The 26,177-nt window shown below is 49.8% G+C and carries 23 protein-coding genes and 2 pseudogenes; 11 read left to right on the forward strand and 14 right to left on the reverse strand.

Annotation, left to right across the window (positions count from 1 at the left end; genetic code table 11):
- The first annotated feature begins 19 nt into the window (after window positions 1-19).
- From PVOR_RS01050 to PVOR_RS01065, 4 genes and pseudogenes are all read left to right on the forward strand, one after another.
- Window positions 20-1,007 (forward strand): annotated as a pseudogene (locus tag PVOR_RS01050) (glycerophosphodiester phosphodiesterase family protein).
- A 228-nt stretch (window positions 1,008-1,235) separates the two neighbouring features.
- Window positions 1,236-1,976 carry a hypothetical protein gene (locus PVOR_RS01055; protein ID WP_006207205.1) on the forward strand — a complete coding sequence of 247 codons (741 nt, stop codon included), beginning with the start codon at window positions 1,236-1,238 and terminating at the stop codon, window positions 1,974-1,976.
- 41 nt (window positions 1,977-2,017) lie between these two features.
- Complete coding sequence (locus PVOR_RS01060; RefSeq protein ID WP_006207206.1) at window positions 2,018-3,295, forward strand: polysaccharide deacetylase family protein; 1,278 nt, start codon at window positions 2,018-2,020, stop codon at window positions 3,293-3,295.
- A gap of 196 nt (window positions 3,296-3,491) precedes the next feature.
- Window positions 3,492-4,607: a glycosyl hydrolase family 8 gene (locus tag PVOR_RS01065; RefSeq protein WP_006207207.1), complete on the forward strand. Its 1,116-nt coding sequence runs from the start codon at window positions 3,492-3,494 to the stop codon at window positions 4,605-4,607.
- Between the two features lie 7 nt (window positions 4,608-4,614).
- Here the strand turns inward: PVOR_RS01065 and PVOR_RS01070 are convergent, their stop codons facing one another.
- From PVOR_RS01070 to PVOR_RS01090, 6 genes are all read right to left on the reverse strand, one after another.
- Window positions 4,615-5,328: a sulfite exporter TauE/SafE family protein gene (locus PVOR_RS01070; protein WP_006207208.1), complete on the reverse strand. Its 714-nt coding sequence runs from the start codon at window positions 5,326-5,328 to the stop codon at window positions 4,615-4,617.
- A 35-nt stretch (window positions 5,329-5,363) separates the two neighbouring features.
- On the reverse strand, window positions 5,364-5,705 hold the full coding sequence (locus tag PVOR_RS01075) for a zinc ribbon domain-containing protein YjdM (protein WP_006207209.1): 342 nt from the start codon (window positions 5,703-5,705) through the stop codon (window positions 5,364-5,366).
- A 132-nt stretch (window positions 5,706-5,837) separates the two neighbouring features.
- Entirely contained in the window at window positions 5,838-6,854 is a 1,017-nt protein-coding gene (locus tag PVOR_RS01080; RefSeq protein WP_006207210.1) for an SDR family oxidoreductase, read from the reverse strand.
- 190 nt (window positions 6,855-7,044) lie between these two features.
- Window positions 7,045-7,545, reverse strand: coding sequence for a cupin domain-containing protein (locus PVOR_RS01085; protein ID WP_006207211.1), 501 nt, complete (start codon window positions 7,543-7,545; stop codon window positions 7,045-7,047).
- A 21-nt stretch (window positions 7,546-7,566) separates the two neighbouring features.
- Window positions 7,567-7,785 carry a hypothetical protein gene (locus tag PVOR_RS29995; RefSeq protein ID WP_234972728.1) on the reverse strand — a complete coding sequence of 73 codons (219 nt, stop codon included), beginning with the start codon at window positions 7,783-7,785 and terminating at the stop codon, window positions 7,567-7,569.
- A 12-nt stretch (window positions 7,786-7,797) separates the two neighbouring features.
- Window positions 7,798-8,334 (reverse strand): hypothetical protein, encoded by a 537-nt coding sequence (locus tag PVOR_RS01090; RefSeq protein ID WP_006207212.1) that lies wholly within the window; start codon window positions 8,332-8,334, stop codon window positions 7,798-7,800.
- A 107-nt stretch (window positions 8,335-8,441) separates the two neighbouring features.
- On the opposite strand from PVOR_RS01090, the gene PVOR_RS01095 reads away from it, so the two are divergent.
- Both PVOR_RS01095 and PVOR_RS01100 read left to right on the forward strand, forming a co-directional pair.
- On the forward strand, window positions 8,442-9,356 hold the full coding sequence (locus tag PVOR_RS01095) for a phosphatidate cytidylyltransferase (RefSeq protein ID WP_006207213.1): 915 nt from the start codon (window positions 8,442-8,444) through the stop codon (window positions 9,354-9,356).
- 76 nt (window positions 9,357-9,432) lie between these two features.
- Entirely contained in the window at window positions 9,433-10,197 is a 765-nt protein-coding gene (locus PVOR_RS01100) for a catalase (RefSeq protein ID WP_234972729.1), read from the forward strand.
- A 51-nt stretch (window positions 10,198-10,248) separates the two neighbouring features.
- Here the strand turns inward: PVOR_RS01100 and PVOR_RS31200 are convergent, their stop codons facing one another.
- From PVOR_RS31200 to PVOR_RS01110, 3 genes are all read right to left on the reverse strand, one after another.
- Window positions 10,249-10,404 (reverse strand): hypothetical protein, encoded by a 156-nt coding sequence (locus tag PVOR_RS31200; protein WP_234972730.1) that lies wholly within the window; start codon window positions 10,402-10,404, stop codon window positions 10,249-10,251.
- Between the two features lie 196 nt (window positions 10,405-10,600).
- Window positions 10,601-11,596 (reverse strand): sensor domain-containing diguanylate cyclase, encoded by a 996-nt coding sequence (locus tag PVOR_RS01105; RefSeq protein ID WP_006207216.1) that lies wholly within the window; start codon window positions 11,594-11,596, stop codon window positions 10,601-10,603.
- A 52-nt stretch (window positions 11,597-11,648) separates the two neighbouring features.
- Window positions 11,649-12,443 carry an alpha/beta fold hydrolase gene (locus PVOR_RS01110; protein ID WP_006207217.1) on the reverse strand — a complete coding sequence of 265 codons (795 nt, stop codon included), beginning with the start codon at window positions 12,441-12,443 and terminating at the stop codon, window positions 11,649-11,651.
- A gap of 462 nt (window positions 12,444-12,905) precedes the next feature.
- Between PVOR_RS01110 and PVOR_RS01115 the strand changes: the two are divergent.
- The 3 genes and pseudogenes from PVOR_RS01115 to PVOR_RS01125 all read left to right on the forward strand — a co-directional run bounded on the left by PVOR_RS01115 (window position 12,906) and on the right by PVOR_RS01125 (window position 16,546).
- Window positions 12,906-14,259: pseudogene (locus PVOR_RS01115) on the forward strand (glycosyltransferase family 2 protein).
- Between the two features lie 29 nt (window positions 14,260-14,288).
- The gene (locus PVOR_RS01120) at window positions 14,289-15,380 is read left to right on the forward strand and encodes an acyltransferase (protein ID WP_006207218.1); all 1,092 of its coding nucleotides are present in this window, start codon (window positions 14,289-14,291) and stop codon (window positions 15,378-15,380) included.
- 5 nt (window positions 15,381-15,385) lie between these two features.
- Complete coding sequence (locus PVOR_RS01125) at window positions 15,386-16,546, forward strand: glycoside hydrolase family 18 protein (protein ID WP_006207219.1); 1,161 nt, start codon at window positions 15,386-15,388, stop codon at window positions 16,544-16,546.
- 194 nt (window positions 16,547-16,740) lie between these two features.
- Here the strand turns inward: PVOR_RS01125 and PVOR_RS01130 are convergent, their stop codons facing one another.
- The 4 genes from PVOR_RS01130 to PVOR_RS01150 form a co-directional block, all read right to left on the reverse strand.
- On the reverse strand, window positions 16,741-17,733 hold the full coding sequence (locus PVOR_RS01130) for an aminoglycoside phosphotransferase family protein (RefSeq protein ID WP_006207220.1): 993 nt from the start codon (window positions 17,731-17,733) through the stop codon (window positions 16,741-16,743).
- A gap of 273 nt (window positions 17,734-18,006) precedes the next feature.
- Entirely contained in the window at window positions 18,007-19,485 is a 1,479-nt protein-coding gene (locus PVOR_RS01135; RefSeq protein ID WP_006207221.1) for a protein adenylyltransferase SelO, read from the reverse strand.
- 190 nt (window positions 19,486-19,675) lie between these two features.
- Window positions 19,676-20,416: a Bax inhibitor-1/YccA family protein gene (locus tag PVOR_RS01140; protein WP_006207222.1), complete on the reverse strand. Its 741-nt coding sequence runs from the start codon at window positions 20,414-20,416 to the stop codon at window positions 19,676-19,678.
- 381 nt (window positions 20,417-20,797) lie between these two features.
- Complete coding sequence (locus PVOR_RS01150) at window positions 20,798-21,685, reverse strand: SMI1/KNR4 family protein (RefSeq protein ID WP_006207224.1); 888 nt, start codon at window positions 21,683-21,685, stop codon at window positions 20,798-20,800.
- Window positions 21,686-21,782: 97 nt separating this feature from the next.
- Here PVOR_RS01150 and PVOR_RS30480 point away from each other — a divergent pair, with 97 nt between their 5' ends.
- Both PVOR_RS30480 and PVOR_RS01160 read left to right on the forward strand, forming a co-directional pair.
- Window positions 21,783-22,391, forward strand: coding sequence for a hypothetical protein (locus PVOR_RS30480; RefSeq protein WP_006207225.1), 609 nt, complete (start codon window positions 21,783-21,785; stop codon window positions 22,389-22,391).
- A 69-nt stretch (window positions 22,392-22,460) separates the two neighbouring features.
- The gene (locus tag PVOR_RS01160) at window positions 22,461-23,906 is read left to right on the forward strand and encodes a DEAD/DEAH box helicase (RefSeq protein WP_006207226.1); all 1,446 of its coding nucleotides are present in this window, start codon (window positions 22,461-22,463) and stop codon (window positions 23,904-23,906) included.
- 152 nt (window positions 23,907-24,058) lie between these two features.
- Here PVOR_RS01160 and mqo read toward each other — a convergent pair whose 3' ends face one another.
- The gene (gene mqo / locus PVOR_RS01165; protein ID WP_006207227.1) at window positions 24,059-25,564 is read right to left on the reverse strand and encodes a malate dehydrogenase (quinone); all 1,506 of its coding nucleotides are present in this window, start codon (window positions 25,562-25,564) and stop codon (window positions 24,059-24,061) included.
- Between the last annotated feature and the right edge of the window lie 613 nt (window positions 25,565-26,177).

Genomic DNA, 26,177 nt, shown 5'->3' on the forward strand with positions numbered 1-26,177 from the left:
GATTTTGGGGGATTGGATCATGCGAACACTAAAAAGATGGAAGAATATCATACTGTTTTTTGTCGTTCTGTTTGTATTTCTATTTGTTAATAATACATCGCTATTCACCGAAGACCGTCATGGAGAGCCGCGTGCTGCTGGCCCATCGCGGGCTCGGTCAGACCTTCCCGATGGAGGGCATTGAGGCTGACACTTGCACCGCTTCCCGCATCTATGTGCCGGAGCATGCCTATCTGGAAAATACCCTTCCGTCCATGGAAGCTGCGTTTGAGGCCGGTGCCGATATCGTGGAGCTGGATGTCAAGCCGACCAAGGACGGTCAGATCGCTGTGTTCCATGACTGGACTCTGGATTGCCGCACCAATGTGGAGGGCTCGGTCAAGGATTATACCATGGACCAGCTGAAAAAAATAGACATCGGGTATGGCTACACGGCTGATCAAGGGGCCACCTATCCGTTCCGCGGCAAGGGCGTGGGCCTGATTCCATCATTAGAGGAAGTGTTAACGGAATTCCCGGACGGGGAATTTCTTATCCATATCAAAAGCACAGACCCAGAGGAAGGGAAGCTGCTTGCGGACTATCTGGCCGGGCTGCCGCTGAAGCGTCTTAGCCAGCTGACCGTTTACGGGGACGATCAACCGATTCGTACGTTAAAATCGCAGCTGCCTTCTCTGCGCGTCATGTCGATGCATACACTCAAGAGCTGTCTTGTATCCTACGCCGGAGCCGGCTGGAGCGGTTACATTCCCTCGGTCTGCCGCAACACCCAGCTGCACATCCCGGAGAAGTATGCCCGCTATTTATGGGGCTGGCCCGATAAATTCCTGAACCGGATGGACAGCATCAATACGCGCGTCATCCTGGTTGCCGGAGACGGGGGCTGGTCGGAGGGCTTTGACTCCGAGCTGGATCTGCAGCGGCTGCCAGACGATTACAGCGGCGGAATTTGGACGAATCGGGTGGATGTCATCGCCCCGAAACTGATCATTCAGAAGCCTGAATAGAGGAGTGCAGCATCTGCACATCCTTTTTTTCTATCAGAGTCCCCGCTCTTTCGTCCATAAGGAACGGCTGATTTGCCGCTTTCATGCCCCCACAACGCTGTGGGGCTTTTTTTTGTTTTCACAAGGGAACAGGGCAAAGTTTTTAGGGTGTTTTTACCGATGACTATTAGTAGGGTCTTTTACTCTAATCTCATATGACATTCATTGAAATATATAGGAGTTGATATTTTGGCCAGGGAAACAGAAAAAAAAGGTATGGTCTGGTTTAAGAATGCTCGCTCGAATCAGAGCCAACCCGAGAAGAACAACACCGAATACCAGGAGATCGCCGCAGCGGCAGAAGAGGAAACGGCTTATTCCGTAGAGGCTGAGATGCCTGCTGCAGAAAGCAATAAACATCTGTTCTCCAAGGATAATCAGGACAAAATCGGCCTTGACGTCATTGTGTCCATCGAGAACATGCTGAAGGAACGCCAATTGCTGTCTTATAAGAATAAAGGCTTGGAGGACCAGCTCTTAACCGCAAACGAAACGATTAACCGGTATAAGCACGAGCAGATCAAGAGAGATCAGCTCGTTCAGGAGAAGAACAAAGAGATCCGCGAGCTCGAGAATGTGCTGACCAACAAACAGATGAGTTACGACCAGCTGCTTGAGGACTACAAGGAATATCAGCTGACATCGAACCTGGCGTACGAGAAGCTCTCCAACCAGCTCGAAACGGAGACCGCCAAATATAACAAGCTCTATGAAGAGGCTAACCATTCACAATATCAAAGCATGCTCAAGATCAGCTCGCTTGAAGAGAAGGTCCGCGAGCTGGAGATCGCAAACGAGAAATATGCGGAGCAATACCAGAATATTCTGGATGATAAAGCCAGACTGATGCAGACCATCAATGATTTTACCGAGAAAATGTCCTTCTCCTTCTCACCGAAGACATCGGCTTCCAGCACATCATCTGAATAAAGACAGCCCGTAATCTAACATCTAGAGAAAGGGGGGCCATCATGTCAGACTCCTATGGAAAAGTCATTGAACTGCTGGCTATCGAGAGGGATTCCGAAGTCTTCGGTCTACGAATCAAGCTGTCCTTCACTGAATCGGCAGAACTAATATGGATCACTGATACCGATACCATCGAGAATATAGCAGCCGTGTCGGAATTCAACTGGATTCACAAATACCGATTATCCTTGCAAACCGTATGGGATGTAAATCAACAGCAATACATGGGTTTAATTACGCGTACATATCGTGATCATAGTGATCGGTTTCAATTCGCGTGCTCGGTTTCTTTCAGAAACGAATTAGAGTCGATTAAGAATGCAAGGCGTTTGGATGATCTACATACTTTGCCCTTCCTGTCTGCGTATCGATCTGAGCCTGATGAACCCATAGCAGTACCGATCGAGGAGGGTACAGACGCCCGACGTTCCGGAAGGAAAAGGCATCGGCTTCCGCTTAAGCTGGTAAGCGCAACCATGATGAGTTTGATCTTTGTGTTGTTATTAAGTTCATTTAATTACTCAGATCCAAGTGGCATTCCGCCCCGCCAAGCAACAACGGCCACGGTGGAGGTAGAAACGGTCATCCAGCTGCTGGCCGAGAACCGACATGCGATAATGGCTAAACCCGTAGCTTCGCTGGAGGAGGAAACTGAGAAACAGCCGGAGGATCATCATCTTCCTTCTGACACCGTTCCATATCTGGAGCTTGATGAGTTTATCAGCTTCAGCATTCCCAAAGGCTATGTAGCTCTAACATTCGATGATGGACCCTCCAAGCACTCCGTGGATATCATGAACATCTTGCAAAAATATGGAGTGGGCGGCACGTTCTTCTTTGTGGGCACCAATGTGAAAAAACATCCCGATTATGTCCAGGCTATCCATGCCAATGGATTTTCGATCGGCAGCCACTCCATGACCCATAGCCAAATGTCGAGCCTATCCTATAAACAGCAGGAAATGGAACTGACCCGCGTGGCTGAACTCATTGAGAATATTACGCACGAGAAATTGGTGCTCTTCCGCCCGCCTTACGGGGCGTTTGATGGCCAGACCGAAGCATTAAGCCGTCACCAAGGCAACAAAATGGTGCTCTGGAATCGGGACCCTGAGGATTGGCTGACTCGCGACGAGGATAAAATCCTGGATTATGTCCAGCACATCGAGGCTTCCGGCTCCATTATTCTTCTGCACGAATCGCAGGCGGTTGTGGATGCCTTGCCGCGAATCATTCAGCATCTGCAGGATCAGAGTTTGAAGATTGTCCGTTTGCAATAGTCGATCCTATGCTTATACATAAGGGCTGTACCCTGGATGTTTTGTACTTCAAACATCGGGTACAGCCCTTTTTGGGGTATAACAAAGCTTATGATCAACAAAGGCTATAATCAAAAAAAGGCTGTATGCAGCCATCCCCAGCTCTTCTTAAAGGCATTGGCACGCAAGTGTAGAATAGTATGTTCGAGGTGAACCTATGACAAAGCGATTTTCGAACCGCAAGAAAACCATTCTTGCAATCACCGCCACCCTTGCTTTTACCGGCATCTTTTTTATAACTTATTCCATCCTTCAGAACAGGGAGAACCCCGACATGACCGCTGCGTTTATCGAAGAACATATGCGGAACGATAACGGTACGCTGGCTACCTATCTCAAGCCGGCTCCTTCAGAGCACCCGGATATCGTTGCAGGCAGAGAAGCGTTATCCGAGTCACTCGGGCTCTGGATGCAGTACGCCATCCTATCCGGTGATCAGGCAAGGTTCGATGAGAGCGTTCAACTGCTTACAACTTATTTCCTTCACCAGGACAAGGAGACCTATATCCGGTGGAAGCTTAGACCGGACGGACGATCCGACGTAACCACGAATGCGCTGGGCGATGATCTGCGAATCCTGGACGCCTTGCTGAAGGCATCCAGACTGTGGGACAACAACGAGTCCTATCTTCCATTGGCAAAAAGGATCGGGTCGACATTGCAGGCCTCCTCTCAAACCAAAGGATATTTGGTGGATTATCATGATTTTGAGCGGAATGAATCGCCCGCCGTGTTGAGCCTGGTTTATGCAGACATATCCGCACTGCGGGAGATGGAGCAGATCGGAATTCTGTCCAGCCAGGATTATGCACGATATCAAGACCTGCTGTTCCATATGCCGAATGACGGCGTCTTCTATCCCAAGACCTTTCAGATCGGCTCCGGCCAATATGAATACGACACCTCGGTCAATCTGATTGACCAGCTGATCGTTGGCATTCACCTGGCGGAGATGAACCATCCGCCGAGGGAGCTTATATCGTTCCTCAAGGAAGAGTTCCAGCAGAACGGACAGCTGGTTGGCCGCTACCACCGGGAGACCCGCAAGCCGGACGCGGCTTATGAGTCCCCTGCTGTCTACGCTCTAGCCATAATTCTCGCGCTGAAAACGGATGACCTCCCTTGGGCACAGCAATTATACGATCGTATGACCCAATTCCGGAGCCAAGATCCCGCTTATCCGGGAGGTTATGTATTTGACGGCAATACGCATGCTTTTGATAACCTGTTTCCCCTGCTCGCAGAGGCGATGCTGAAGAACACGGCACGATAACTCTTCATTACAGGCTCTCGATCAGCATGTACACACCCGTAAAGATTAAGATGATGTAGGTGAAGATTTGAAACACCCGCTGGTTGATGACGTTGAATAAACGTTGTCCGATGAACAGCCCGGCGAAGACCAAGGGAAGCGCGATTCCGCTGGACATCCAGACCGTCTTGCTCGTTCCCGCCACCGTCACCTGAATGATCAGGCTGAGCGAATATATGAACAAATAGAAGGCCAGGGTTGTCCCTCGAAGCTTGGCCTTCTGCGTATCCGTGCCGGAGAAATATAACAGTAACGGCGGGCCTGGCATACCAATACTGGTTGTCAGAGAGCCCGATAGTCCTCCCACTGCCAAATCTCTGCCCCGGTTCTGGCGGATTCTAAACTTCAGCATCAGCAGCGCGGTTAGGGCCAGAATGATGAGGCTCACGCCTAATTTCAAAGCATCGATATCGATGAGTGAGAACACGATGATCCCTGCAGGCAGACCGGCTGCGCTTCCGATGACCAATCTTTTTAAGATGCCATAGTCGATATCCTTGCGAATCTTGGCGATCAGCGCAGCTGAAATCACAAGGGATAGAACCAGGTTGATCTGAATCGCTTCAGCCGGCTGGAATAACAGCAGCAGAAACGGAGTAGCCAGGATGGAGAAACCAAATCCGGTGCTGGTCTGGAGTATGGATGCCACAAGTATAATGAACACGAACAGAACAATATCCACGTTACACCTGCTTTCTTCACGACTGCGGGCACGATTTAAATCTTTTTCACAAATTCCGATTTCAATTTCATCGCGCCAAATCCGTCGATTTTGCAATCGATATCGTGATCGCCGTCAACCAGACGGATATTTTTCACCTTGGTGCCTATTTTCAGTACGGAGGAGCTGCCCTTTACTTTCAGATCTTTGATCACCGTTACGGAGTCACCGTCGACCAGGACATTTCCGTTCGCGTCTTTCACGATCCTGGCCTCTTGGTCATGCTCCGCTTCAGACTCCAGGGTCCATTCATGGGCACATTCAGGGCAAACCAGAAGATTCCCGTCTTCATACGTATATTCTGAGTTACATTTCGGACAATTCGGCAAATTCGACATGATTTCATATTCTCCCGTTCTTGTTTATGTTTCAACATATCGTACCATTCTAACATATTCCTTCTTTTATAAAAGACTTAACGGAAATCCGCAAAAAAAGGACACCCCTCGGTCGGGGTGCCCTTGATAACACTATTCGTTGACAAGAGACTTCGCTTTCTCCAATGCGGAGATCACCTTGTCACACCATTCATCAAACTCCGCATCCTCCCGCTGCAGCTCCGGATGGGACAGAATATGGCGCACCGTCTGCTTGATACCCTGATCCGCGCGAATGGCTGCCACGAAGTCAGGAGCCAGCCGTTTCAGCTTGCTGTTATCAAACACAACGCTGTTGGCTTTATCACCCCATAACGAGCCGCGGAAATCCTGCGTGCTGGTGGCATCCAGGAACTCGGAAGACACATGGACCGCATTCAGCTGTACGCCAAGCGCATCCGCAATGATTCCGTAAATCTGATTCCAGGTGAGCGACTCATCCGACGTGATGTGCACCGACTCCCCAATGGCATGAATGTTGCCCATCAGGCCGATGAAGCCTTTGGCAAAATCGCTGTTGTGCGTCAACGTCCACAGGGATGTTCCATCTCCATGAATAATAACGGGTTTATTCTCCAGCATCCGCTTCACGACCTGCCAGCTCCCCTTGCTGCCATGAACACCAAGCGGTATCGAGCGTTCATCATACGTATGGCTCGGTCTAACGATCGTAACCGGAAAGCCTGTCTCGCGGTACTGCTTCATCAGATAGTCTTCACATGCTATTTTATTACGGGAATATTCCCAATACGGATTCGATAATGGCGTGCCCTCGGTAATGCGATAATCGGACAAAGGCGTTTGATAGGCTGAAGCCGAGCTGATAAAAATAAACTGCTTGGTTCGCCCTTCAAACAGGCGGTAATCCCTCTCCAGATGGGCTGGTTCAAAGGCGATGAAATCAGCCACCACGTCAAAATGCAGGTCCGAAACGAGCTGTGCCACATGATCCTCATCATGAATATCAGCTTGCAGCACATGCGCTCCCTCCGGCAGCGCGTCATTTCGATTCCCCCGGTTCAACAGATAGAGCTCACACCCCTGTTCCAGCAGCTGCTTCGTGATTGCCGAGCTGATCGTTCCGGTCCCTCCAATAAAAAGCGCTTTCATATACCGCACCTCCACTAGCAGAATTGAAAACCATGTACCCAAACCTTCCATTATTTAAGATAGCATGGGCCAAGTTCCATTACAATTTCCTGTATATAAAAAAAGAGGCCGCACCTGCCCTGCGCACATGCGCAGTCTTAGTGCCGGCCTCCCGATCTCTTTACTTCCCATACGGCGGTTATCGATCTTATCATTTCACCCATTTATGCAGCAGCGGTCCTTCCTTGCCAAATACCGGGTCGGTATCCGGGACGGGGACACTTCTGATTTCGTGGATGGCCTGCGCGCGATCCGTCGGGTTCCGCTCCCTCAGATTCGGCGTGTTCCCTTCGGGATAAGCACCAATCACTTCAAAATCAGGGCTGCTGCTCAGCTTCATATGTGCAGTACCTGCCGGCAGCACAATCACATCGCCTGAAGAAATCTCCAGCCTCTCCCCTGCGTCACCGCCCACGAGGACGGTCGCGCTTCCGGACCTCACGCCCAGAACTTCGTGCGTGTTGCTGTGATAATGATGATAATCATATACGCCGCCTGCCCAACTCCCGCTCCATTGATGCCGGTTAAAGGCTGCCTCCAGCCCGCTCGGGTCATCCGCGAACACGCCATTGTATACAATGACGGGCAGCTCAGGATTGTTAGGGACCTCTCCATCATCGTTCACGAAAAAAGATCTGACATGGACTTCCATGATCATCCGCTCCTTTTAAGTTCATCGGTGCACTCGTAGTACCAGTACCCCGGGCGAGCGGCGCTCAAACAATAAACTCTGTTGAACCTCTCCCCAATACACCCTCGTCTCATAATCAAAAAACACGTGGCCCTCCTGCTCATTCCGATCAAATATACTGCGCAGTTCCTTCATCATCGGATCGTGATTCGGATGTTCGGGGAGGGGAGCGTAGGAGGAGGATTGCAAGCGGCCGCACACTTGCCGCGAAGTTCAAGCCTCGTACTCGCTGAGCTTTCCTTCATATATCAAGTTCAGGCGCTCGCTTTGGCGAAAATCGTCCGGCGTTACCAGGGCAGGCAGCTTATCCCACAGCCTGACGCCGGATCGGTGCAGAATCTCTGCCACAAATTGCGAGCAGAAGTAGGAATTGCTGAACTCAATCGGTTCCTTGAGCGCGATGCCCAGCACACCCAATATATTATAAAAGTATTTTTTGTCCTTTCGGATGAAGGCCTGCAAGACCCGCTTCATTTTCTCGATGTCGCGTTCAGACACCCGAAGCTCATAGATGACACATGTCGTATTGGGGTACTTACTGAACGTTCCCGTCCTCAGATCCTCCTTCACAAACCCGCCGTTCAGCGGGTTGTTCGGATTCTTTCTTCCGAAGCTATATAACTCCGACAGCTCCCGGTTAAAGGAGATCGAAGCATGATTGTAAGGTGCTCTCGTATAGCCCTGAATGACTTTTGTAAAGAGCGTTCCGGTATTGGTAAGCAGTATAAAGACCGATCGATCGTCTACCATTTACGAAATTTCCCCTTATCAATTTGGAGTTATTCCTTCATAATAACATATGATTCCTGCAGCAGAACGAAAAATCCTACCCGTGACAAGTTGGTGATGATAGGCATATGGAAAGCTCGATACTAACCTTAATCCTGATATTCTCCGTCCTGTCGGTCATTCAGCTCCTCTATTATGTGATGAGCAAGACGCAGCCGAATATCGATTATACCGATGTAGGATTCCGCATCAAAACCTGGTGGGGCATGCTGGTCATCTTCTGCCTGGCGACGTTTCTGAATCCCGTCGTTTCTCTGCTATCCCTAATGGTGCTTACTTTCTTTACGCTCAAAGAATATTTCTCCATGATCAAAACAAGAAAAGCCGACCGCCGACTGTTCCTGTGGGCGTACTTAACCATACCTGTCCAGTTCTACTGGATCTATATCGAATGGTACGGCATGTTTATTGTATTCATACCGATTTATGTATTCCTGGTGCTGCCGCTCCCGCGATTGATCAACAAAGGTACCGTCGGGTTCATGCGCAGCGTCAGCTCGACCCAGTGGGGTCTGATGCTGATGGTGTTCGGGCTCAGCCACCTGGCCTACTTCCAATTTGCGTCGCCCCAGTATGGAGCAGGACTCGTGCTGTTTCTCGTTGTATTAACACAGCTCAACGATGTGGTGCACACCATCGCTTCCCTCTATTTTGGCAGACGCAGAATCGTGCCGACATCGAACCCCAACCTGACTTGGGAAGGCTTTGCCTGTGCGTTTCTTGCAACAACAGGATGCGCCTACCTCATCTACCCCTATCTGACGCCGCTCAGCCCGACCTTCGCCCTCTTATCCGGCATGCTGATCAGCCTCAGCGGCTTCTTCGGCAGCTTGACGGTATCGGTGCTGAAGCGGGATCTATTAATCGGCGACGACGGACGGTTCGATGCGTTGAAGAAAAGCTACTTAAGCCGGGTGGACAGCCTGACCTACACCTCGCCGATCTTTTTTCATTTCATTCGTTACTTCTACGAATTCATGTAGATTCCCCTACTCTCATAAAAAACAAGTTAATGGGGCACACTCTCGTGGTAATTAATGACAACGCGAGGAGGAAGAGATGATGACAGACGCGCAGTCTGGCCGTACTCATCCGGTTCCGGATTCTGCTCCATCCGATATCACGTCGCAAACGGTGAATGCCCTTGAGGATCTGTCCGGCGTGCATCCCGGCTACCGCCGGGCGCATGCCAAGGGATTCTGCTGCCGTGCCAGCTTCCGGTCGAGCGGCCTGGGCGCAGCCTTTACCACGGCCCCTCATATGCAGGAACAGGCGGAGACGCCCGCAATCGTCCGCTTCTCCGGCGTTTCAACCAACCCGGCCATGGCTGACCTGTTATCTCCGGCCAAAGGGATGGCCGTCCAATTCACCCTGCCTGGGGGCGATGTTACTTACTTGGTAGGGGCCACGGTGCCGGTCTTTTTTGCCCGTACACCCGAATCGTTTCTCGACATCATGAAGACCGTTAACGAGACTCGGGAAGGCGAGCGGGGACCGATAGATCTGATTCGAGAGATCATCACCCATTTCTCGGAGAGCAAAGAAAGCCTGCTGGCTGTAAAACTTCTAAAGCCGCCGGCCAGCTATGTTGCCTGTCATTATTATTGCATCCATGCCTACTTGTTCCTCGACTCGCAGGGAAATGCCCGGCCCGTGAAATTCGAATGGCTGCCGGAAGGCGGTGTGGAGACGCTGTCTATCAAGGAAGCCGCACAGCAGCCAGAGGATTATCTGATGGACGAGCTGCACCTTCGCCTTGAGACAGCGCCAGCCTGTATTCCAGCTGGATGCCATTTTCGGGGAAGCTGGCGATCCCACAGATGATCCTACCCGCGCATGGCCGGACGACCGTAAACGAGTCATCCTTGGCCATCTCTACGTCACCGACATCATCGAGGAGCCCGAGGGGCTGCTCATGGACCCCACGGTCATGGCGGAGGGCATGGCGCTGTCCGATGACCCGATTCTGCACTTCCGGCACAGCACGTACACCGACTCGTACAACCGGCGCAGTGCCGGACAGTAATTCAAGCGGTGTTTGGGGTCCGCCTTGCCCGGTAAACGTCTGCCCTGAGGGACGAAGTCTCTGGCTGCTCGCCACTTGGCGAAGCATGATGAAGCGTGCGAGACGACACCCACCTGAAATACTCGGATAAACCTGAAAAGCCATAACCATGCGAGCCTTAGCTCACCTGGGTTATGGCTTTTTGTAGCGATACCGTCATTATTAGTGCGAATACCCGGGAAGCTTCAAATCCACATGATGGGTGACCTGGTTTCTACCGTTTTGCTTGGAGGCATACAGGGCCTGATCCGCTTTTTGCAGGAGTGCCGCCTCATGGTCCTCCGGCGTCGCTGTGATCATGCCGATGCTGATAGTAATGCTGCCTGTTGTCCAGATGGCATCATTGACTGCGCGCCTGAACTGCTCCGCAATCTCCCTTGCTTCCGCCACATCCAGCCCCGGCAGAATCATCACGAACTCTTCCCCGCCATAACGGGCCACGACATCTCCTTCACGTGCACAGGATTTCAGTATACCCGCTACATCAACCAGAACCTCATCTCCCACCGCATGTCCCCATGTGTCGTTCACGCGCTTGAAATAATCGATGTCGATGAGGAACAAGGAGAATGGACGTCCTGATTGGTTGTAAAGTCTCAGCTGCTCTTCGAGCTGCTCTTGAAAGAACCTGCGGTTCTTCAGTCCTGTCAGCTTGTCCGTATTCGACAATTCGACCAAGACCGCATTAATCTCCATCAGCTCCGTCTGCTTCCGTTCAATCTCCATATGAATATGCTTCAGCTCGCCAAGCGCCCGATCCTTCTCCCAATACGCTTCCTCAATCTGCCTCTTGGCCGTCCTCAGCTCCATCTCATAATCAATGCGCCTTCCCATCTGCACCAGTACGCAGTCCAGCCATTCTTCGCCTTCCCGCTCAAACCGTCGACCATTCAATATGAAGGGAACAGAATCGCCCCGACTGTTCTTTAAACGGATAAACAGCTCTTCCACATGTCCGTCAAGATGGATATGCGGATAGAAATAGGAGTGGAATATCAGCTTGTTTGCCGTCGACATCATGGCTTCAAAATGCTTCTGCACCACGTCTTCTTCAAGGTATCCCATCATATGAAGGAAGGTTTGGTTCACCTCTCTTACGAGGCCTTGCTGGGTTATGGAAACATAACCGCAGGGTGCATATTTCAATCGCTCATCCATTGCTTATTGATCGATCCTTTCCGTACGAGCCCTCATCCTTAGATATACACGCTTATTTCAGATACTCCTGAATTATCGTAATGGTTTCCTCCGGATGACTGATATGCGGATAATGGCCTTTTGCCTCCATGAGGCGGAATGTACTGTTATGGAGGTGTTTATGTAAATATTCGCCGGCTGCAATCGGCACGATGCTGTCATCCGAACACTGCATAATGAGCACAGGCACGGTAACGCGAGACAATTCGTTCCGGCAGTCCGAGAAAAAGGTCACCTCGGCAAACTCTCTGGTAATCCCAGGGTCTGTGGAGATGAAACTTCGTTCCAGTTCTTTGGTCAGCTTGGGAAGCTCTGGATTGTTCATGGCAATCGGCGCGAGAAAGCTCGCCCAGCCCGCGAAGTTCATCTCCATCATCGCCAGCAATTCGGTCACATCGCTTTTATCAAAACCCCCAACATACCCGTCACCATTCAAATAGCGGGCCGAAGGTCCGATCATGATTAATTGTTCAAAATAGTCCGGCCGCTGGATGGATGCCAGCATCCCGATCATGGAGCTCACGGAATGACCTATGAAGATAACGTCCTGAAGCTGCAGCGCTTCCATAATATCCAGCACATCCTGCATGTACCCGTCCAGGCTGCTGTACCTCTCCGATGTATACGCCGATAGATCGGATCGTCCCGAGCCTACGTAATCGAACAGCACGATGCGATAGTGCGGCTCGAAGGCAGGCAAGATATATTTCCACATGCTCTGGTCGCAGCCGAATCCATGCGCCAGCATGAGTGTGCGCTCCCCTTCTCCTATCACTTTCACGTTGTTTCGTACAACAACCTCATTCATGTCCTGAACTCCTCTATCATCTTCTTCTCTACCATTCTAAGGGACCCCCTGTAAATATCAAGTCATTCCTGAAGAATGGCGTCGATTTAAGTCCAGTTCTATCGAAGTTACACGAAATGTTCCAGAATGCATTCCTCGTTAAATCGCTTTAGCCGCCTAAAATATAGAAAGATGCACCAAAACAGAGGCTATACTCGAAAAGCATCTATGTATTCGTTTTCTTGCTCCATAGCGCGGTTTTACTTTTGGGAGCCAATTACGATAGTTTATTACATAAGATGTTACATGGGTTTATATGGAATGAAAGGTTGTAAATGGATGATATTATCCCTGCGCAACCAAATTTACCCCTTGACATTGATCGATATAGAGAAAGCGCCGATTCACCTCAAACCCCATAGAGTTGGCGCACCATACTGGTCTTCATCACACAGAGAGATAGAGAAGAGAGGAGTGAGGAGTTTGGAGTACTTTTTTTATGGATTAGCCGGTGTATTCCTGGTGTTTCAAGCCCTGTATACGGTAATTCCGCTGCTATGCAGCAAAGTGAAGAAGCTGAATGCGGATATGGACGAAAAATCAATTTCGGTGCTCGTTCCCGCCTACAATGAGGAGCTGACGATCCGAAATTGCATCGATGCCATGGCCGGTCTGCATTACAGCAACTATGAGATCATGATCATCAACGACGGCTCCAAGGATGGGACGATGTCCACGCTTGACGAGCTGCTGGATTTACAGCCGGATGACAGGCCGGCAGACAACAAGCTGACTTATAAACCGATCAAAGGATTCTATCGTTCCAATCTCTACCACCATATTTATGTTATCGACAAGCAGAATGGCGGAAAAGCGGATTCGCTGAATGCGGGCATCGATTATGCCGCCTCGGATATCGTGATTACCCTGGATGCAGACAGCATGCTGGAAGCCGACTCGCTCAAGTATGTGAATCAATATTTCCATGATGACGACATCATTGCGCTTGGCGGTACCGTCAAGATTGTGCAGGGTGCTGTGCGGGATGAGAACGGTGCGATTGTGGAGAAATTTCGTGGAAAAGGGCTCATTAAGAGCCAGATCATCAATTATACGCACGGCTTCTATGTCCGCAAACTTACGCAATCGCATTTTAATTCGATCGTTGTGATTTCAGGTGCCTTTGGTGCCTTTTACAAGGACGTTCTGGTCCATGTGGCCGGCTTCCGCAGCACGGTAGGCGACGGATATCGACATTACCTTGAAAATTCATGAATATATCAAAGCCAATCGACTGAAGAAAAAGCTGGTATACGCGCCCGAAGCGGTATGTTATACCGAATGCCCCGAGAATCTCCAGAACTTCTATAAGCAGCGGATTCGCTGGCAGAAGGCATTTGTTGATTGCATCCTGATCTACTGGTCCAGGCTGTCCCAGAAATTCAGCGTCAGCGTGAGCCTGTTTTTTGCTATTGACGGGTTTATGCTGGGAACCCTCTCGGCATTTACCACGATATTTTATCTGGGGCAGACGCTGATCTTTGGCGGAAACCTGCTGCATGCCATCCTGTTCCTGCTTATAAGCGTGCTGCTCAATGCGGCCCAGGTCATCATTTCCTTGTACTTATGCCGTAAGTACGGCAGTACGTATACGTTTATGGATTATATGAGAATGTTCCTGTTCAGCCAAGTGGAGCTGTTAACCTACCGGAATTTGCTGCTGTACATCAATATTGCGGGCACATTTAAATATTTTGACAATGATGAGGGCTGGGGCTTCGTGGAGCGGAAAGGCGTTGCTACCATCAGCCAGAACATCGCCGCAGGATCGAATTAAGTCATGAAGAAGGAGGCTGCTCAAACAGCATGGTTCCAAATAAAAGAATCGTATACGTAGATATTCTAAGAATTCTATCCATCGTTGCCGTCATTATATTGCATTATACAGCGGAGGTGCTGACCAGCACGAATGACTTCAATTCCTCCTCATGGTGGATCAGCAACGGGTTTAATTCCATTTCCCGCTTCGCCGTGCCGGTATTCTTCATGATCAGCGGCGCCATGATTCTCCGAACCCAAATCACGACCTACCGGGAATTCTACGTGAAGCGCGTGCTGCCGCTGCTCATTCCCCTCCTGACCTGGTCGCTCATCTATGGCTTGTACAATCAGTACTACATTATGAGAAGCCGCATGAACGCCTATGAGTTCGTGGTCGATTTCGGTTATCGGCTGCTGACCGACCGGAATTATGTGCATCTCTGGTTCCTGTATGCCATTATTGCCATCTATATGACGGTACCGCTGATCAGCAAGTTTATCAAATCCTGCAGCGAGAAGGATCTCAGGTACTACCTGCTGTTATGGTTTATCGTCAGCATTGCGTATCGCTTCATCTCGGACACGGTATTCCGGGCAACTGATCAATATATTAACATTCCGATTATGAACATTCCGTTCTTCATGGGATTCCTGGGCTATTTTATACTGGGGTACTATCTGTTCCATTACGAGCTGCCGCTAAAGCTCAAAAACATATTATACAATCTGGGCATCGTCTCGTTCTTCCTCACGCCGGTAGCCACTTATTTTGTCTCGCTGCGCAGCGGTGTGCTGGATGAGATGTTCTACGGCAACTATTCCATGACCACCTTCTTCATGGCGGTCGGCTTGTTTGTTTTCTTCAAGGAGAAGGAAGCCACGATCAGCGATCAAGTAAACCACAAAATCCAGAAGCTGATCAGTTCGGTCTCCAGGGCCAGCTTCAGCATCTATCTGATTCACCTGCTGGTGGAGATGATGCTGTCCGGCAGAACCGAGGTCGAGGCTACGTTTCTGGAAGCGTCCCTCAGCCTGATCGTGAATATCTCCATCATCTTCGCCATCAGCTACATCACCGTCAAGGTGCTGAACCTAAGTAAAACGGCAACCTACATTCTATTCGGCGGGCGGGGTTAACTACGATGAGAATAACGATATATACCAAGATGTTTATCGTGCTGCTGCTTGGGGGCATGGGCTTATATTTCTATCAGATCTCCTCGGCGGAAGACCGGAAGATAACGGCTGTATACGTGGAGGCCTGGCAGGACTACAAGAATATCAAGCTGTCAGAGAAGGGCGTCGACATCGCTTTTATCGCTTTTGCCAAGATTAAGGGAACGGACCTCTATTTCCATGAAGACAGCACCACCAACAACCAGATCAAAGAAAATATCAAGAATTTGAAAAAGCATAATCCGAAGACCCAGATGGTGCTGGCGATCGGTGGCTATGGTGCAGACGGCTTCTCCGATGCTTCCCTGGACGGGAACCGCTATCTGTTCACGGAAAGTATCATCCATATGGTCAAGGAGCTGGATCTCGACGGGGTAGATATTGACTGGGAGTATCCGGCATTCCATGCCTGGAATACACAGAAAGCACGCCCTGAGGATACGAAGAATTTCACCAGTCTGATGAAGGAACTGCGGGAGAAGCTGTACCGTCTGCCCCATAAGAACAAGAAGTACCTGCTGACCTTCGCCTCGGGGACACAGGATTGGTATTTCGACAATGTTGAGGTCAAAAAAGTGGAGAAATACGTGGATTACATCAACGTGATGACCTATGACCTGACCGGCAAGTGGTCGGACACCACAGGGTTCAACTCCAATCTGTACGTGGACAGCAGGGGGAAATCCAAGCACTCCATCGACGGGATCATCTCCATGTACCTGGACCACGATATCGACAGCAGGAAGCTGCTGCTGGGTGTCCCTGCCTATTCGTACGGCTGGAAGAACGTCAAGGAGGTCAAGGGCAGCAAAGATGGTCTCTTCGCACCCGGAACGCCGATTGACATCGACAAGGTAAATCTCAATTACAAACAGATCGAGAAAGCCTACCTGAACAAAAACGGCTTCAAGCGTTATTATGACAACAAAGCCAAGGCCGCCTACCTCTTTAACGGCAATACCTTCATCAGTTACGAGGATAAGGAGGCCTTGCAGGAAAAGGTCAACTACATCCAGAACAAGGACCTCGCCGGCGCGATGGTCTGGCAGTACTCCCAGGATGCGGAGGACGGAATCATAACATTCCTGACCGAGCATTTGAACGAGAAGCAACAGGCCTCCAAGTAATAGAGCGAGGTTTGAGCTTCTTGAGCCAAGCGCCGATCACCACTACTAACAAAACAGCCGATGATTGCATGACATGCAGATCATCGGCTGTTTATGCTGTTGCAGGTGTTGCAGGCTCCGGTAAGTGCTCATTACGGCACCGTTGAACCGTATTGTAAGTCCGATCCGCCTGCCACGGCCACCCTCCTCGAGGATCATCTCCATTCCTCTATGAATCGCAGGGTGTTCCGGGCATGGTAATCGGCCAGGCTTCGAGCAAAGGCCGGATCGGGAAACCCGCGGTGAAGCAGCTTCAAGCCGCCCGAGGTTAGCGAGATGTAGTGATGCAGGCGGTAGAATAACATTCGGTTCGGATCCAGCCCGGTTGGTCTGAAATACCGGTAGCTCTCTCCGAATCGAAGCTCAAGAAACGTATGTTCATGCTCGGTGTCGAAGAATTGCGCACCTTCAATATCAATAAGATACGGCTCGAAGCGTTCCGTGACCAAGACGTGGTCCGGTCCCAGCTCCCCATGGATATAACCGTACCGCTTACGGGAATCTATTCTGGATTCAAGCTCATTCAATATAGCAATCAGCCTGTCGTGATGGTCTCGGATCGCTGCATGATGCAAGACAACGTATGAGAGCTGTTTCTTGGCGTTATCCAGCTGCATAAGATGGCACGGCTCCTGGCGCCGCCCTTCGCTTGGATCAGGTTTTCCATAGATCTGTCTTTGATGTGCATGCATACCTGCGATCATGTCGCCCAGCCGCTCCAGCACCTCATCTTGGACCCGTTGATCCGGGTGCTGAACATAAGCCTCCGCCTTCTGTCCCTCGATATACTCAACAAGAGCATAGTCAAACGGGTAACGGCTCTGTTTCGTATGGACATGAAGGTCATACAGAGCAGGTGTTAAAATGCCGTGTTCCCTTAGCCATCTGTTATTCATTTCAAACGAATAAGCGCCAAAGGACCGTTCGTGCACATCATGCTCGTTCGCTATTTCTTCCTGAAAATAATTCATCGTTAAATCCCACACATACAGCACGCAGACAAAACCGTTATCGCAATGAATCTTATAGACGACCTTCTGCGCGCCACCATGCATCCTCGTCACTTCCGCCACAACATAACCGGTACCCAGAACCTTCTCGACATACTCCTGTAAATCCGCTTGATCGAGATGACAAGTCCACCCCATGAAACCACGCTCCCGTTCATTTGTTTTGCCGGCTTCCTCACTCTATGGTATTTCCGGGCAAAAATATAGACTGTTTCTTTCGGTTCTGCTATGATGTTGAATAAGGTCTCGAATAAAATAGCCATACGATATACAGCCCTTGGACTCTAGGTCCAGGGGCTTTTTTGTGTTGTATTTGAATTCATGCGGAATTCGGAAGTAACAGATGGACAAGGCTGAGCCCATATAAAAAAGGGTCAAGCAAGAAGCTTCCTTGCTTGACCCTCTATTCCCTTACGTTCCGCAATAGGTCCGGTAAGGACGGGACCCCTTAGGCACGACTGCATATTCCGCCTGCTCCGGGGAATGCGCATAAGGCTCTGCCAGAACGTCCAGCAGCTCTTGCATCACGCTGTAGTCCCCTTCCTGCTCTGCTGCTTCCAGCGCTTCCTCCACCCGATGGTTGCGCGGAATGACGGCAGGATTGCTGCTGCGCATAAGCTCGCGGGCATCATCCCACGATTCCTGCTGCCTGCCAAGTCTGGCCTGCCAGCGCTCATACCAGGAGGCAAACTCCGGTGTGCCTTGCAAAGGCGTGTCCTCCAGCTTATTAAAGGTTAAAGCACGGAAGGTGTTGGTGTAGTCGGCCTGATGATTTTTCATCATCTTGAGAAGATCCTCAATCAAGGCTTCGTCTTCCTCCTCCATATGAAAAATTCCCAGCTTGGCTCTCATGCCTGCGAGCCACTGCTCATGATACAGATCGGTAAATGCGCCGATGGCACCCTCGGCCAGCTTGACAGCCTGCTCCTCCTCCTCATGCAGCAGCGGCAGCAAGGCCTCCGCCAATCGGGCAAGATTCCACGCCGCAATATAGGGCTGGTTGACATAGGCGTAGCGCCCTTGGGAATCTATAGAACTAAATACCGTATTGGGATCAAAGGTATCCATGAAAGCACAAGGACCATAATCAATCGTTTCGCCGCTCAGGGTCATATTATCGGTGTTCATGACCCCATGAATAAAACCTACGAGCTGCCACTTGGCAATAAGAGCGGCCTGGCGCTTGATAACTTCCTGCAGCAGGACCAGATAGCGGTTAGCACCAGCTCCAGGCTCTGCATCCGGGTAATGCCGCTGCAGGGTATAATCCGCGAGAATTCGCAGATCCTCGGTTGTCCCCGCCCCCCTTACATACTGAAACGTACCGACGCGCAGATGGCTGGCCGCTATGCGGGTCAGAATCGCACCCGGCAGATCCTTTTCACGCGTAACAGGCTGACCGGTGGACACGACCGCCAAGCTGCGGGTGGTCGGAATACCCAGGGCATGCATGGCTTCACTGATGATATATTCGCGCAGCATCGGGCCTAGAGCCGCCCGGCCATCCCCTCCACGGGAATATGGTGTCCGGCCTGAACCCTTAAGCTGAATATCCACCCGTTTGCCCTGCGGCGTGAGCTGTTCGCCCAGCAGAACCGCCCGGCCGTCACCGAGCATCGTAAAATACCCAAATTGGTGCCCGGCATAGGCCTGTGCCAGCGGCAAGGCTCCTTCGGGCATTTCGTTACCCGCCAACACGGCTGCACCCTCCGGGCTTTGCAGTGCCTTGGCGTTTAAACCAAGAGATGCCGCCAGTGGCGCATTAAGCACAATCAATTCCGGTGCACGCACAGGCGTGGGAGCCTGTTTTGTAAAAAAAGTTTCCGGCAATTGAGCATAACTGTTGTCTAAATTCCAACCTATATCTATCATGGCTTTCTTGTCTGTCATGGGATCTCCTTCTTCACGCAGTTTAATGATGACGATATCTACCCTACTTATTATTTAAACACAAGTCGCACTTTATAGGGTTTTACTTTCGAGAATTAATTATTCTGCGGACCCATGCCCCATCCCATATATTAAAAAATCGCTGCCGAGGACATCCCGACAGCGATCATTCACATTCTAAAATAAAGCGTTAATCCCGATTCGCCAGCTTCGAGAGCAAGCGGATGATTTCAATATACAGCCATACGAGGGTAACCAAGAGACCGAAGGAACCGTACCACTCCATATATTTGGGTGCGCCTTGCTGTGCTCCCTCTTCGATGAAGTTAAAGTCGAGCACGAAATTCAGTGCAGCTATGATGATGATGACAATCGAAATCCCGATGCCGATCGGGGTGCTGTCATGAAGGTAAGGCACGGCTACACCAAACAGGCCCAGAACCATACTAAGCAGATATACAAGCGCAATGCCGATCGTGGCTGCAATAATTCCCTTTTTGAAGCCTGGGGTCGCCCGGATCAGACCTGTCTTATAAGCGAGCAGCATGCCCAGGAATATGCACATCGTCAGTAAGGCCGCCTGCAGCGTGATTCCATAGTACAGATATTCGTAATGTGCGGACAATGCCCCAAGGAAGAAGCCTTCCAGAACCGCATAGATTGGTGCCAAATACGGTGCTGCCTTCGGCACAAAGCTGATGACCAGCGCCAGGACAAAACCGCCTATCGCTCCGCCGATCATGAACGGGAATACCTCATACCCGTTGAAAAACATCACCCACGAAATGACCGCTGCCCCGATCAGCAGCGCGAGCAGCATGAACGATTTGTTCACCGTTCCGCCAATCGTCATCGTTTCCTGGTCATTGTAATACCCACTCTTCTCAAACGTTTCTTCCTTGAGTATTGGATTCCCACTGCGCCCTATCAAAATAAATGCCTCCCTAACGTTTCTGTTTTGTTTACATTTTAGCATAGGTTGGAATATTTTAGGACATGAAAAAAATTGCATTACGCATGGGTGGATCTGCAGCACTACCCATGGTGCTGGTAAAATCCGTGGATTTGAAAATCATGTTGCTCCTCGTCTGCAACCCAGACCATCAATCGTCTGTGTACAAAACACCGATCTTCCTTCATGTTGCTATCAAACTCCATGAATGCATGAACGGCTTCCTCCACAGGCTCAGTTTACATCAATTTATGGTTCATAACGCAAAAGGCCCTACTTCCTCTATACAGTTACAGAGAAGTTGGGCCTTTTTGTAGAGGCATTTTCTTGCGTTGTAAATCGAATGTTTCTGGATATTTGCTACCCCTTACTCACCAATCCGTTAATGAAGGCCTCGAAGTTTACGGCAAGCCGGGTGATCTTGTAATCCTGTCCTTTATCCACATGGATAACCTCGGGCTCCCCGTCGTTGCCGGATGAACGGTAATCCAGCATGACGACCTCGGATTCTGAAGGACAGTCACATATGACCACGCCAACCTCCGGATAACCGCCCGTCTCAATCATAAATCGGCTGCCTAAGCTTCCGGCCAATGATTTTTTCTTCTCTCGTCCAATTCCCAGAATACCGGAAATCTCAATGGCGTCTTTTCCCTCAGCTGTTGCTTCTCCCAGAGGGAAATACCGATTGTGGGGAATCCCCCCATTATGTAATTTCATCATATTTACGTAAGATGCGGGCAGTTTGAAGACCAGTGCTTCCTCCACCGACTCAATTACATCATCTGTCGGCGGGGCTGAAACATATTTCTCTGCCGCAGGGGCGCTATCATTCCAAAAGCTCAGCACGTCAGGATCCGTATAGGCCATAACCGCAGATTCCACTACAGGCTTCGGAGCAGTTTTGTTTCGAATCCATTCCAGAAACTCTAAAGTATCCTCATCACCGGGCTCCAAGTGATCAGCCACTTCAAACGCTCTCCGGGCGTCCTCATATTGCTCCAGATAGTAATAAGCAAGACCTATGCGGTAATGCCACAGCGGATCATCCTTACCCTCTTCTGCAATCAGCAAGAACTGCTCAACTGCCTCTTCATAACGCTCAAGATTACTCATCGCTCTGCCCAAATGGCTGATCAGCACATAATCCCGTTCTTCTGCGGGAATTTCCATAATGGCATCGACAATTTCTTCATATTCATCCTCTTCATGCCACTCTTCCAGCTGCTCCAAAAGCTCCTCACTCATCGTTCATGCCTCCCACTCTAATCATTCTTTCTGAGATTATACCATTCCAGCCTGTCCCTCTCCAGAGGGCGAGGATGTTAAACATCGTTTAGAACGATTGGAACCATCCAAGCCCCAGACCATTATGGAATGGCCAGAAGATATAATTGATGACTCATTCTATCCTAAAGACATCATCCCGATTTCAGAGGTTCTCCAGAAAGGTACGGCCGTTCCCTTTATAATACTGAAGAATGATCCGGACTTTCGAAGACCTGTATATGAAGAACACTGGCATAGCACCTATTGGGGTGGCCGATGGAGCTACATGCCTATGCGCATACATTATGCGCTTCACCGATTATTCACAACATATGACATCGGAATCTCCAGCGAATTAGACTTTAAGCAAAATGTAGGCATTGAGTTCCCCGTGTTCCAGAATAGAACGGACCTTGATCTATATATCGTTGTTTTTCAGACAACGGTTACATATGTGTACACACATGGCAATCAAATCGTTCTCAGTGGGAAGCCTTCACGGGACGGGGTCCAGGTAATATCGATAAAAACGAGCGCTTTACGACCTTTTGATCTAAATAAAAAACTGCTCGTTCAATTAGCAACTGCTCAAGGCCATGAACTGGACTACTCCCTCATTGTCTATGAACCCCCTGATTTCTGGATAAAACAAATACAACCGAAAGATTCGGAGTATAATAGATAGGTATACGATAAATGCATGGTATAAGCCTGTATAAATAGGTATTCGAATATAACGTAGAAGAGGTTAATGATGAGCGACAAGCGTTTTACAGATTATCCATTAAGTGAAGAGATTAGGAGAGCGCTCGATAGTCTTGGCTACACGACACCAACCGAGGTGCAAACAGAGGTCATACCCGTTGCGCTGGAGAAACGGGATCTTGTTGTCAAATCCCAGACCGGCAGCGGCAAAACCGCCGCCTACGGCATTCCGCTCTGTGAGCAAGTGGAATGGAATGAGAATAAGCCGCAGGCCTTAATCCTAACCCCCACCCGTGAACTTGCCCTACAGGTCAACGAGGACATTACGAATATTGGACGCTTCAAGAGAATCAAGGCGACTCCCTTGTATGGGAGACATCCCTTCCATATGCAAAAAGCCGAGCTCAAGCAAAGAACGCATATCGTTGTAGGCACGCCGGGGCGGGTGCTGGACCATATAGAGCGCGGATCGCTGTCACTGGATCGGATCTCGCATCTCGTCATCGACGAAGCGGATGAGATGCTGAACATGGGCTTTATTGAGCAGGTACAGTCGATCATTCAAGCCCTCCCTCGCAACAGGGTGACCATGCTGTTCTCGGCTACGTTTCCCGAGGATGTGGCTAAACTCGCCCACAAGTACATGAATCACCCGGAGCAGATCGAGATTAAGGCAAGCGGGCTCACAACTGCGACGATTGACCACGCTCAGGTCCAGGTCAAAGAGGCGGATAAACTCGCTGTTCTGCAAAATCTGCTTATCACCACGAATCCAGACAGCTGCATTGTGTTTTGCCGGACACAAGAGCATGTAGATACCCTATTCCGGGCGCTGGCTGATCTCGGGTACCCGTGTGATCGAATTCATGGCGGCATGGAGCAGGAAGAGCGTTTCGAAGTGATGCACGCATTCCGACGAGGGCAATTCCGCTATCTCATTGCGACCGACGTTGCTGCCAGGGGGATCGACATCTCCAATATCACTCATGTCATCAACTACGATATCCCGCTGGAGAAGGAAAGCTACGTACACCGCACAGGACGTACGGGGCGAGCCGGCCAGACCGGCAGTGCTATTACCCTCGTCACCCCAAGGGATTCCGGGAGATTAGCCGATATCGAAGCGTATATTGGCTTTGCTATTCCGAAGATGACCGCTCCCTCTGAAGAGAAGGTTGATGAATGCCGGGAAGCGTTCGAACGCAAGCTGAATATTCGGCCTAAGCTGAAAAAAGACAAGCGTGAGCAGCTGAACCAGCAGATCATGAAGCTTAATTTCAATGGCGGCAAGAAGAAAAAGCTTCGCGCCGTGGACTTCGTTGGAACGATTGCGAAGCTGGATGGGATCACCGCGGATGACATCGGGATCATTACCATTTTTGATTTTGTGACCGATGTGGAGATACTCAATGGCAAAGGTCCTATGGTACTCGAGATGATGCAGAACACCACAGTGAAAGGCAAGCTGCTCAAGGTACGTAAGGGAAATAAATAAATGATTACACCTGGGCTGCCCCTTCGCAAGTTGGAAGCGGCAGCCCTTCTAAATAAATAATCCCCCCGGTCGAATCGGGGTTTTTTTATGCAAAAAAAAGAGCAGAACCTGGTTGTTCTGCTCTCCTGTGATGCTTATTGGACTAATGCCCCTTAACGCGCGATTTGAAGCTTCGAATTACTGTTCAGACCGAGCGCCTGCGCGGTGGAAGCGTGCATATCTTGAATAAGTTCCGGATTCTCCGATAGCGACAAGCCATAGGAAGGAATCATTTCCCTTATTTTCGGCTCCCACGCTTTAACATGCTGCGGGAAGCATTTTTCGACAACCTCCAGCATAACCGAAACAGCGGTGGAAGCCCCTGGAGAAGCGCCCAGCAAGGCTGCAATCGATCCGTCAGCGGCGCTAACCACTTCCGTACCGAATCGAAGCGTTCCTTTACCGCCGATATCCGTATCTTTGATTACCTGCACACGTTGACCGGCCACCAACATATCCCAATCTTCGATCTTGGCATTCGGGATAAACTCGCGCAGCTCTTCCATGCGCTTTTCTTTGGACAACATGACTTGCTGGACCAGGTATTTGGTCAATGACAGGTTCTTGGCACCTGCGGCCAGCATCGTCAGCACATTATTCGGTTTGATCGAACCAAATAAGTCAAACATGGAACCGGTCTTCAGGAACTTTGGCGAGAAGCCGGCAAAAGGTCCGAAGAGCAGCGATTTCTGATGATCAATGAATCGGGTGTCCAGATGCGGAACCGACATCGGAGGCGCACCCACCTTCGCTTTGCCATATACTTTGGCATGATGCTCCGCTACAACCTCAGGATTGTTACAGACCATGAACAGTCCGCTGATCGGGAAGCCTCCGGTATGTTTTCCCTCAGGGATACCGCATTTTTGAAGCAGTGGCAGACTTCCGCCGCCGCCGCCGATGAAGACGAATTTGGCGGTATGGCGCTCGACTTGACCGTGATCATTCCGCACTTTCAATTCCCATGAGCCATCGCTCGTGCGTTTGATATCATCCACGCTATGCTTGTATTTGATATCGGTGTTCTGATTCTTTAAGTGCTCGAACAGCATGCGCGTTAAAGCGCCAAAGTTAACGTCCGTACCCGAGTCACTTTTCGTGGCCGCTATGGGCTCATTCGATGTACGGTCTTTCATGATCAGCGGAATCCATTCCATCAGCTGTTTCGGGTCATCGGAGTACTCCATCCCTTGAAACAGAGGGTGATTGGACATCGTTTCATAACGTTTTCTCAAATACGCGACATCTTCTGCCCCTTGCACTAAACTCATATGAGGCAATGGCATGATAAAATCTTGCGGATTACGAATCAGATTGGCATTCACCAGATAAGACCAAAACTGCATAGAAACTTGAAACTGCTCATTCACGTCTATCGCTTTGCTAATATCTACAGAACCGTCCGGTCGTTCAGCTGTGTAGTTAAGCTCGCACAGCGCAGCATGCCCCGTCCCCGCATTATTCCATTCGTTAGAGCTTTCTTCCCCTGCGCTTGCCAGCTTCTCAAACACAGTGATTTTCCAGTCCGGCACCAATTCCTTCAGCAATGTTCCCAGAGTCGCACTCATAATTCCGGCACCAATTAAAATAACGTCTGTTTCGGTTTGTCGGTTGCTCATGTTTACCGTCCTTACACGTTAATATTTGAAGAAAAGATGTAGGCGCTCTCATTCAAGACAGTGTACATCCCTTCCCGGTCAAAAAAAATATGATATTTCTATTATATGATAGTTATATGCTATTTAAAAGCCGTTAAATTATTTCAGGCCTTCTCCAAGTTCCCCTCCAAAACGAACGTTGCCAATGCTTTTATACAAAATGGGGGATCTCTGGGAAACACGGACCTTTTTCGCTTCCATTATTCGTACACATTTCGTCGTGTTATGTACGGAGAAGACAATTAGTGTTTTTTAAGTCCTCTTACTATGCGCATAAGAAACAGAACATCGGTTTACCCAAGGTTGGCAATAAAACTTGATTTCAAATATATTGATGTAAATGCATCAGAGGACAGATTACGAAGAAATCCTATATAATAATCTGAAACTGGAGCCCTATATGTGTCTGTTACTGTTTTGTTTTGTACCCTCAGATCTCCATTCATAAGTTGGGGTGTAATAAGCTCTAAGCCAAGCATAAGGATTAGCAGATATGTTTAGTTGGTATCTAATGCTCATATTTGTATCTTTGACTGCATATAGTCCACGGGTCTCATTCGTCGGATAAAGTGTC

It is taken from the genome of Paenibacillus vortex V453, from assembly GCF_000193415.1.
GTDB classification, from domain to species: domain Bacteria; phylum Bacillota; class Bacilli; order Paenibacillales; family Paenibacillaceae; genus Paenibacillus_AQ; species Paenibacillus_AQ glucanolyticus.